Genomic DNA, 9,161 nt, shown 5'->3' with positions numbered 1-9,161 from the left:
ATTCAGCTTATGAGTATATAGTCTCAACACTATGACGGGAAGCATGCTTTTAGTGTAGTTGATCTACAAGGAGTGGAAGCTTCATCCCACTAAGAACCGACTTCCATCTGATTCTATTTTACACAGAAACAGCACGGAATAACCAAGCAGAACCCATGGATAGTATTAAATTGTCAAAGATCAAAAGTTAACTAGATGACTAAAAGTTTTGAAAATTTTCTCCCCCATGGGGGAGAAGCTTCTGAACTATTTAAGAAATTAACAACCAAAGAAGATAAGTACAATTCTTATCTTCAAACTTATTATACGAGGAGTGTTAAATATGACCATCCATCCAATTAAAGCCTTGTCTGAAAATTATATATGGATTATAGAAAAAGGGACGGAAAGTATTGTTGTTGATCCAGGAGAAGCAGAAGGCGTTTTGGAATACTTAAAAGAAAATGAACGCAGTTTAACGGCTATCCTTCTCACACATAAACATGATGACCACACAGCAGGAGTAAACAAACTAATCGCAAGCTATCCAGGCACTTCTGTTTACGGACCTGAAGAAACAGATAATTTTAATACAAAGACACTAAAAGACGGCGACACCTTTGAGTTGTTAGGAGAGACTTTCGAAGTATTTATAACAGCCGGACATACTGATGGGCATATCAGTCTACTTACCAGACATGCGCTTTTTTGTGGCGATGCGCTGTTTTCCGGCGGGTGCGGCCGTGTCTTTACAGGTGATTATCAAGCACAGTTTGCAGCTTTGCAGAAATTCAAACAGCTAAACGATGATGTAAACGTTTATGCCGGGCACGAGTATACAGAAAAAAATCTAAAGTTTGCGGAGTCGATAGAATCGGACAATCAAACTATAAAAGAAGCATTGGAAGGGGTAAAAGACCTTCGAAAAGATGGAAAGCCCACATTGCCTTCAACGATAGGAAAAGAGAAAGGCATTAACTTATTACTTAAGGCAGAAACGCTAAATGAATTTATAGAACTGAGAAATGCCCGCGACAATTTTTAATAAAAAAAGTGGATAGCTGCTTTGCTCTCTGGGGTATAGTTTAAACATTCAAAAATGCATAAGAGGCTGGGACTTTTTTGTCTCAGCCTCTTATGCATTATGAAAGTTACCATTCTTTCGGTGTGTAATTTAATTCTCTAAAGAGCTGTTTTTTCTCTTTTTTTGATAAATAACGCCATTGTCCCACTGGGAGATTTCCCAGGTGGATATTCATAATTTGAAGTCTTTGCAGACGATAGACGTTGTATCCTAGAGCTTCACACATGCGGCGGATTTGTCGATTTAGCCCTTGTGTTAAAATGATTTCAAATTCATACTTTGAAAGTTGTGTCACCTTACATGGAAGGGTTGTTGTATCCAGTATCTCGACCCCTTCAGACATGTTTTGAAGGAATTCAGGGGAAATGGGGCGATCAACAGATACGACATATCTCTTTTCGTGTTTATTTTCAGAACGTAAAATCTCATTAACGATATCGCCATCATTGGTTAATAGAATCAAACCTTCAGAGTCTTTATCTAAACGACCGATATGAAAGACACGAAAAGGATGGTTAACTAAATCCACGATATTTCCTTTGACACCTTTTTCGGTTGTACTTGTTATTCCTACCGGCTTATTTAAAGCAATGTAAACATTGTTTCGCGCGATGAAGATTTGTTCGCCAGCGACTCGTACATCGTCTCCAGGTTCGACATTGCTACCGATTTTAGCTTTTTTACCATTAACAGTAACTTGACCTTCTTTAATCAACTTATCGGCACCACGTCGGGAGCTTTTTCCTGCTTCGCTGATAAATTTATTGATACGCATGACTGCCACTTCCTTAATTTAAGACTATTTGTTCCTTTTTACTATACCGTATCTAAGGTATGAATCAACTCGTTTTAAATCTTTTCTCTTTTTTTAATATGAAAATATCTGTATTTATTCTGGGATAGTATCGTAAGCCAGTCTGTTTATTATGTCAGAATGTTTTGGATAATGATTCAAGAGTTCCTTTTTTGTATATAGTTTGAAATCAGAGAAGTCAAAACCTGGAACAACTGTACAGCTAACTAGTGCATATCCTGCTTCCACAGTGGAGCCGAAAATCACACCTGCTGGAACCGTGTGATGTAAGTGATGTCCCTTATTTGACTCCAAACTCAACGTTGTTTTTTTGTAGGTCCCATTGGATAAAAGAGAGTGTACTGTTAAGGGATTCCCTGCATGATAAAACCATAATTCATCAGAAACGAGTTTATGAAAATGAGAGGGACTTTCTTCAGTCAACAAAAAGTAAATATTTGTATAAAGTGCTGACTCACTTCCATTAGCTGTATATTTTTCTTGAGATAAGTCGGTTTGTCTGAAATATCCACCCTCAGGATGTGGTATTAAATCAAGCTCTTTTATCCATTGTTCCGCTGTTTTCATAGTCTTTTACTCCTTTTTAATTTGCGTTATTGAATAGATAGATTTCTTTCAGTATAACAGACAACGAACGAGTTAAGAGCAAGCATTTAAAAAAACGTATAGCTTGAGTCATTGTGTACATTTGTAGAATAAAAGTAGAATGTACACATACATTAAAAAAATTTAAACCACTTTAAGTATTTCTGCGTTATAATGAGCAAGAATGAAAAAAAGTATATGTTATCAGGGTCCATATGTAGATAATCACTGTTTTTTGTTAGTGATGTATGGGGCTTGGCAGGAGGAATAGAATGAAAATAGCAATTGTTGGGGGAGGACTTTCGGGCGCAAGTGCTCTGAAATCACTTTTAAACCATCCAAATTTAAAAAAAGAAGATACAATCGATATTTATGAACCGAGAGATATTTTAGGCGTTGGATTACCCTATGGTCCCGATGATGAATCACTGATGTTGAACGTGAGTCCAGATTACTTAAGCGTTGACGATAATGACCCATTAGACTTTTCAAAGTGGTTAAAAGAGAAGTATAAGGAACCATTTAATGATGAAGGATTGGTGTCTCGACCCAAATTTGGGTATTATCTGGCGGAGCGTTTTGAGCCTTATTTTAGTCATAGACAAGTGACGCATATAAAGGCAAGTGTCCAGGATATTGATGTATTGGATGCGGAGACTAAAGAAAAAACGCACTACAAGCAAAGTGGCCAGCATGTCTATCGCCTGAAAACGTCAGAAGAGACAATAGAAGGTACATACGATGCAGTCTTTTTGGCTGTAGGTCATCCAGAGTATGCTGATTATTATCATCTAAAGGGAACAGAGGGATATATATCAAATCCTTATCCGGCAAATAAAAAATTAGTCAATATCGGAAATGATGAGCGCATAGGTGTTATTGGTAGTGGGGCGACAGGCATTGATTTGATGCGCTTTTTTACTCGGAACTATGATTTGAAGCATCCACTAACCTTTTATGTCCAAGATCAGGGCTTTTATTTTGCTGATATTCCCTATGAAAGAGAACGTCTTCGCTTTTCATTCTCAAAAGAATGGATCACTAGAGAAAAGGAAAAAGGGAGTGGCTTAATTCCGCTTGAGAATATTCTATCTACGTTTACGAAGGATATCCAAGCTTTTGGAGTAGACGTTTCAAAAATTTATAATCGTTACAAGGCAGGCAATTTAACTGCTATCAAAAAAGCTGTTGACTCAAAAGACCAAGAACTCGCATTAATCCAAGCTTATACAAGTAAACTAATACCTTATCTTCCTAGTTTATATAATAGTCTAAGCGGTCAGGATAAGCAGACATATTTAACAAAGTATTATAGTAAACTATTATTTTTCAAATCCCGAGTGCCGTATGAAACATCTGTCTGGTTACTTGATTTAATCAAACAAGGAAAAGTACAAATTAAATACGGACTAAAGGAAATCCAAAGTTCAGAAGATGGTGGTTTTATACTCCAAGCCAGTGAGAGTGACCGAGTTGGCCGTCTCATCAATGCGGCCGGTTTTGAAATGCGACTGGAAAAAAATGGAAAAGGATCCACTTTAATTTATAATTTATTCAGGAAAAATATAATTATGCCTCACCAGAATGGACGATTCGTATTAATAGATTGGCCACATGCACACGTTTTAAATCAAAATTATGGTGCGATGCAATCATTATTTTTCTTTGGATTATTAGTTGGCGGAACCCAACATGGCAATAACGATGCACCACTAACCTACCAACTGGCCTCTCGATCGGCCAAGTGGTTTATGGACCAGCGAAAGTAATAATTAAAAAAAAGAATATAAAAGATAACTTCGAGTTTAGAACGAAGTTATCTTTTTAATTATTATAGAGAGACTTCAAAGATTTGAATGATACCACATCAAAAATGGGAGTGTTTTTAATATTATAATGCACCCTAAGAAAGTCAGACATAAAAAAAGTAAGCCAGCAGTCACTTATTTAGCATTTAATATTATATTAGGCATGCTCTAAGTCGGCGTTCGAATTATTTAAAATGGGATTTTTAATGTGATAAGAACCAACAAGTGGTACTTTGTTTCACAAAGTAAGCGTTTTGTTGACACAATGTTTTGGAATGGTAATATAAGAGTTAAGAGGGAGATAAACTATGGCCATAGCTACATTAAACTTAAAAGAATATAAAAAAGATGCAAGTCCAACCGAAGTAACTATTATTGATTATATTTTAAAAAATACAGAAGAAACAAGTCATATGACAATTTATGACTTATCAGAAAAAACATTTTCGTCCCCATCTACAATTATTCGCCTTTGTAAAAAGACAGGGTATAAGGGGTACAAAGATTTCTTGAAAGACTTGATCTATGAACAGGCTGTACGCTCAAATTACAAGCAGAAACATATTACTGAATTGACTCGTACAGATGAAATAGAGGAGATAGTCAATAAAGTAACATACAAGAATATTCTCTCATTAGAAGAAACAGAAAAGTTGATTGACATTGAAATGATAAAAGAATGTGTCAAACAACTGTTTGAATGTGAGAAGTTAACTATTTTTGGCATTGGGGCGTCACTCTTGGTAGCGAAAGATGCGCAATTGAAATTTACGCGAATAGATAAAATGTCTTATGTCAGTGAAGACTGGCACACGCAACTCCTCATGGCTAAGAATATGGGGGAAAAAGATGTTGCTTTAGTGATTTCATACTCTGGTCAAACTGAAGAAATGATAACGTGTGCAGAAGTAGCCAAGGAAAATGGCGCGACAATTATTTCAATCACTAAAACAGAGGAGTCCCCTATTAATACGCTAGCGGATTATCCCATTTACGTATCATCAAATGAATTTAGTTTTAGAAGTGGTGCAATGTCATCGCGTATTGCTCAGTTGAATGTTATTGATATTCTCTTCACAACTTATATTAATAAGATGTATGAAGAATCGATTGAAATACTTGAAAAAACACAAATTAAAAAGGAGCGGGAATAATGGTAAAATTAGAGAAAATGGCAACCGAAAAACAAAATCCTAATACGTTGAATCTTGATCAAATGAGTGTAAAAGAAGCATTAACTGTAATGAATAAAGAAGATGAGAAAGTGACAGAAGCCATTGAGGAGGTGATTCCTGAAATTGAAAGCGCTGTGCATGTCATTATTAAACAGTTAAGAAAAGGAGGGAGATTAATTTATACAGGCGCCGGAACGAGTGGACGTCTGGGCGTACTGGATGCGTCAGAGTGCCCGCCGACGTTTGGCACACCGAAGGAAAAAGTAGTCGGTTTGATTGCAGGTGGAGAACGGGCATTTACAGAAGCCATTGAAGGCGCAGAAGATAGTCAGGAGTTAGGAAAAGAAGATTTAATCAAGATTGAATTAAATAATAATGATGTGGTTGTAGGCCTAGCAGCTAGTGGCCGCACACCTTATGTTATAGGCGCATTGAATTATGCGAACGAGATAGACGTACCAACAATAGCTATAGCTTGTAATAAAAACACTAAAATAGGCCAAGCTGCAGACATTGCTATTGAAGCCGTGCCAGGCCCTGAAGTATTAACAGGTTCAACACGATTAAAAGCAGGGTCTACCCAGAAGATGATTTTAAATATGTTATCTACAATAGCTATGGTTGGTATTGGAAAAGTGTATAAAAACTTGATGGTCGATGTACAGCCAACAAATGAAAAGCTTGTTACACGAGCTGAGAATATTGTTATGAAAGCAACAGATGTTGAAAGAGAAGAAGCTAAGAAAGCATTAGCTGACAGCAATGGGAAAGTAAAAGTCGCTATTATTATGATTTTATTAAATATAAATGAAGAAGAAGCTGTTAAAAAACTTGAAGAGTCAGAAGGTCACGTAAGAAGAGCACTGTAAACTATAAATTAAAAAGGAGCAAAACAGATGGTTAAAAATAATGAAAAATTAGCTCAAGAGATCGTCGAAGCTGTTGGTGGAAAGAACAACATTCACTCCTCTACAAATTGTATGACACGCGTACGAATGAACGTGAAAGATAGAAGTATTATAGACGAAGAAAGACTTAAAAATACTGAAGGTGTTATGGGTGTTAATGATGCAGATACTTACCAAGTCATCGTTGGGCCTGGAACCGCCAAGAAGATCAATGATATTTTGGTAGAAAAGTTTGATATATCCGAATCGTCAAGCAACTCTAGTAACTGGGAACAAAACAAGCAAGAAGTGAAAGGCCAACAGCCACAAGGCAAATTTAAACAAGCGCTAGCAACTATAGCTAACATCTTTATTCCGATGATTCCTGCGATTATTGCAGCTGGTATCTTCCAAGGAATTAGTGGTTTACTTGGCACAATGATAGGTGAGGAAACAATAAGTGGCGATGTCTGGGAAGGTATTCGCATTACCTTTGCATTGATTGGTAACTCATTCCTTGGATACTTTGCTATTTTTACGGGTGTTAATGCTGCTAAACGTTTTGGTGCAACAGAGGCTTTAGGTGGAATGATTGGTGCGATGTCCATTGCGGCACCATTAATTGATTTATCTACGCTTGTTGGTTTATATGACGTTGATCAGCCACTGAATTCTATATTAACAACAGGTAAAGGTGGGATTATCGGAGTTATTTTCGGTGTCTTTATCCTTGCTAAGATAGAAAAAGCTGTGCGTAAACGTATTCCAGATGTATTGGATTTAATGGTTACACCCATCGTGACACTACTTGTTACAACGTTAATATTTGTCTTCATTATAATGCCCGTTTCAGGTTTCCTATCTGATTGGTTAGTAAGAGGGTTAAGCTTAATTATCGGTTCTGAAAATACATTTGTAAGTATTTTATCTGGTTATATTTTAGCTGCTGCTTTCTTACCAATGGTACTAGTAGGACTACACCATGGACTTATTCCTATTTATGCGATTCAACTTGAAGCAATCGGTGGGGTTTCACTATTCCCAGTACTAGCAATGGCAGGTGCTGGACAGGTCGGGGCAGCTATTGCGATTTATCTGCTTGCGAAAAAAGTAGGGGATGAAAGATTGAAAGGTGTTATATCAGGGGCCTTGCCTGCCGGTATTTTAGGTATCGGAGAACCGCTGATTTATGGAGTAACACTACCATTAGGTAAGCCATTTATCACAGCTGGATTAGGTGCAGGATTCGGTGGTGCCTACGTTATGATGATGGGTGTACTGGCTAATGCTTGGGGACCTTCAGGATGGGTAGCACTCCCACTTATGCAAGAGGGAATGATCCATTACGCTATAGGTTTGATTATTTCTTATATTGGTGGTTTCATCATCACACGACTGTTTATTAAAGAGGACGATTTAAGAAATGCAAATATCTAAGACATTTGGTTTAGCTGTCTATGTATCTGCGTTTAAAAACCAGAGACCCTTACTTGAAAAACTAAAAAATACAGAGACACCGGTTTTTACCTCTCTTCATTTAACTGAAGAAGTAACAGATTCTTACGTTAGAGATGTTGAGGAAATGTGTGAATGGCTCCATGAAAATGGATTTTGGATCATGGCTGATGTTTCGCCTTTGACTTTGGAACGGTTTCAAGAAGAGTCATTGTCTTCGTTATCACGCCGCTTACACTTAAATAATGTCAGGCTCGATTTTGGTTTTGATTTAGATAAATTGAAAAGAGAAGAATTGGCTGTTAGTTTTACCTATAACGCTTCAACCTTGTTAGAACAGGATGTGGCTCAAGAGAATTGTTTGTATATGCATAACTTTTATCCACGTCCTGAAACAGGGCTTGATCACACATTTTTCAGCTCATTAAATGAACGAATCAAAGAAAAATCAGGTCAGATTCTGGCATTTATTTCAGGAGATGAGGAAAAACGTGGCCCTTTATTTGAAGGCTTGCCTACGCTAGAAGAGCATAGATATCTGTCTCCTTATGCTCAGTTTATTGATTTGTTGAAGCGTCATAGTATAGACAAAGCGTTTCTCGGTGATATTAAATTATCTAATTTCGAATTGAAACTGATATTAAATTATTTAGAGGATAAACTTATCCGTCTTCCGGTCGATTTACCTGAAGAGCTAACCTACTTGTATCATGAGACATTTACAGTACGTGTGGATTCCCCACAAACATTGATTAGAGTCCAGGAATCTAGACAGTATGCACAAGCTGGAAAGTCAGTAGAGCCGGTACAAATGATGAAAAGAACTAAGGGATCAGTTACGATGGATAATATCTTATATAAACGTTATTCAGGAGAAGTTCAAATAACGAAAAAAGATTATCCGAAAGATGAACGTGTCAATGTAATTGGACAATTAGATGAAAAATATCATTTGTTGATTGATAATTTGACTAATGGTGAAAGGTTCATGTTTATCCCAACGCAGTAAATAAAAAACAGCGCTCCTATTAGGGGCGCTGTTTTTTATTTCATCTATATAGTGTGTACTGAATAATTCAAATATGTTGATATTACGGTAAATGTCCATGGTTTTTGATATAATAAGTGCAAGGATTTCAATGAACCACTATCAAATTCTTTGCACTTTTCAAGGAAATGGAGCGATAGATGTGTACAAAAAGCAGCCTAATACTCAATTATCATTCGATGACTTCAATCAGCCCGTGGGGCTTACCATGAATCCTGAAAATCGTTGGGTCAAAAAAGCAGAGCTGATTCCATGGATAGACTTGGAAGAGCAGTATGCCTCCATTTTCCAAAGCAAAACGGGCAATGTTGCCAAGTCATTCCGCA

Annotated in this window: 8 protein-coding genes and 1 pseudogene; 7 read left to right on the top strand and 2 right to left on the bottom strand. The window is 36.9% G+C overall.

Features of this window, described 5'->3' with window-relative positions:
• The first annotated feature begins 322 nt into the window (after positions 1 to 322).
• A complete protein-coding gene (gene gloB / locus BMX83_RS09895) occupies positions 323 to 1,024 on the top strand; it encodes a hydroxyacylglutathione hydrolase (RefSeq protein ID WP_091636581.1) in 702 nt (233 codons plus the stop codon).
• Positions 1,025 to 1,130: 106 nt separating this feature from the next.
• On the opposite strand, the gene BMX83_RS09890 is transcribed toward gloB, so the two are convergent.
• Positions 1,131 to 1,838 carry a pseudouridine synthase gene (locus BMX83_RS09890; RefSeq protein ID WP_091636578.1) on the bottom strand — a complete coding sequence of 236 codons (708 nt, stop codon included), beginning with the start codon at positions 1,836 to 1,838 and terminating at the stop codon, positions 1,131 to 1,133.
• 114 nt (positions 1,839 to 1,952) lie between these two features.
• The gene (locus BMX83_RS09885) at positions 1,953 to 2,444 is read right to left on the bottom strand and encodes a cupin domain-containing protein (RefSeq protein WP_091636575.1); all 492 of its coding nucleotides are present in this window, start codon (positions 2,442 to 2,444) and stop codon (positions 1,953 to 1,955) included.
• A 290-nt stretch (positions 2,445 to 2,734) separates the two neighbouring features.
• Between BMX83_RS09885 and BMX83_RS09880 the strand changes: the two genes are divergently transcribed.
• The 6 genes and pseudogenes from BMX83_RS09880 to BMX83_RS09855 all read left to right on the top strand — a co-directional run.
• The gene (locus BMX83_RS09880) at positions 2,735 to 4,231 is read left to right on the top strand and encodes an FAD/NAD(P)-binding protein (protein WP_091636572.1); all 1,497 of its coding nucleotides are present in this window, start codon (positions 2,735 to 2,737) and stop codon (positions 4,229 to 4,231) included.
• A 347-nt stretch (positions 4,232 to 4,578) separates the two neighbouring features.
• Positions 4,579 to 5,424 (top strand): MurR/RpiR family transcriptional regulator, encoded by an 846-nt coding sequence (locus BMX83_RS09875; protein WP_091636570.1) that lies wholly within the window; start codon positions 4,579 to 4,581, stop codon positions 5,422 to 5,424.
• Positions 5,424 to 6,314 carry an N-acetylmuramic acid 6-phosphate etherase gene (gene murQ / locus BMX83_RS09870; RefSeq protein WP_091636567.1) on the top strand — a complete coding sequence of 297 codons (891 nt, stop codon included), beginning with the start codon at positions 5,424 to 5,426 and terminating at the stop codon, positions 6,312 to 6,314. The genes BMX83_RS09875 and murQ overlap by 1 nt, the downstream gene beginning before the upstream one ends.
• 27 nt (positions 6,315 to 6,341) lie before the next feature.
• On the top strand, positions 6,342 to 7,769 hold the full coding sequence (locus BMX83_RS09865; protein ID WP_091636565.1) for a PTS transporter subunit EIIC: 1,428 nt from the start codon (positions 6,342 to 6,344) through the stop codon (positions 7,767 to 7,769).
• Positions 7,756 to 8,796 carry a MupG family TIM beta-alpha barrel fold protein gene (locus BMX83_RS09860; protein ID WP_091636562.1) on the top strand — a complete coding sequence of 347 codons (1,041 nt, stop codon included), beginning with the start codon at positions 7,756 to 7,758 and terminating at the stop codon, positions 8,794 to 8,796. Before BMX83_RS09865 ends, BMX83_RS09860 begins: the two co-directional genes overlap by 14 nt.
• Before the next feature lie 181 nt (positions 8,797 to 8,977).
• Positions 8,978 to 9,161, top strand: a pseudogene (locus BMX83_RS09855) (IS5/IS1182 family transposase); the annotation flags it as partial.

It is taken from the genome of Alkalibacterium gilvum (assembly GCF_900109085.1).
Taxonomy (GTDB): Bacteria; Bacillota; Bacilli; order Lactobacillales; family Carnobacteriaceae_A; genus Alkalibacterium; species Alkalibacterium gilvum.
The sequence above is the reverse complement of the archived record's forward strand: the minus strand, read 5'-3'. Positions and strand labels throughout refer to the sequence as shown.

Bases quoted from the DNA above. Each gene is read 5' to 3' on its own strand.
- murQ (WP_091636567.1), top strand. From the start codon at position 5,424: ATGGTAAAATTAGAGAAAATGGCAACCGAAAAACAAAATCCTAATACG.
- BMX83_RS09885 (WP_091636575.1), bottom strand. From the start codon at position 2,444: ATGAAAACAGCGGAACAATGGATAAAAGAGCTTGATTTAATACCACAT.
- BMX83_RS09880 (WP_091636572.1), top strand. From the start codon at position 2,735: ATGAAAATAGCAATTGTTGGGGGAGGACTTTCGGGCGCAAGTGCTCTG.
- BMX83_RS09860 (WP_091636562.1), top strand. From the start codon at position 7,756: ATGCAAATATCTAAGACATTTGGTTTAGCTGTCTATGTATCTGCGTTT.
- gloB (WP_091636581.1), top strand. From the start codon at position 323: ATGACCATCCATCCAATTAAAGCCTTGTCTGAAAATTATATATGGATT.
- BMX83_RS09865 (WP_091636565.1), top strand. From the start codon at position 6,342: ATGGTTAAAAATAATGAAAAATTAGCTCAAGAGATCGTCGAAGCTGTT.
- BMX83_RS09890 (WP_091636578.1), bottom strand. From the start codon at position 1,838: ATGCGTATCAATAAATTTATCAGCGAAGCAGGAAAAAGCTCCCGACGT.
- BMX83_RS09875 (WP_091636570.1), top strand. From the start codon at position 4,579: ATGGCCATAGCTACATTAAACTTAAAAGAATATAAAAAAGATGCAAGT.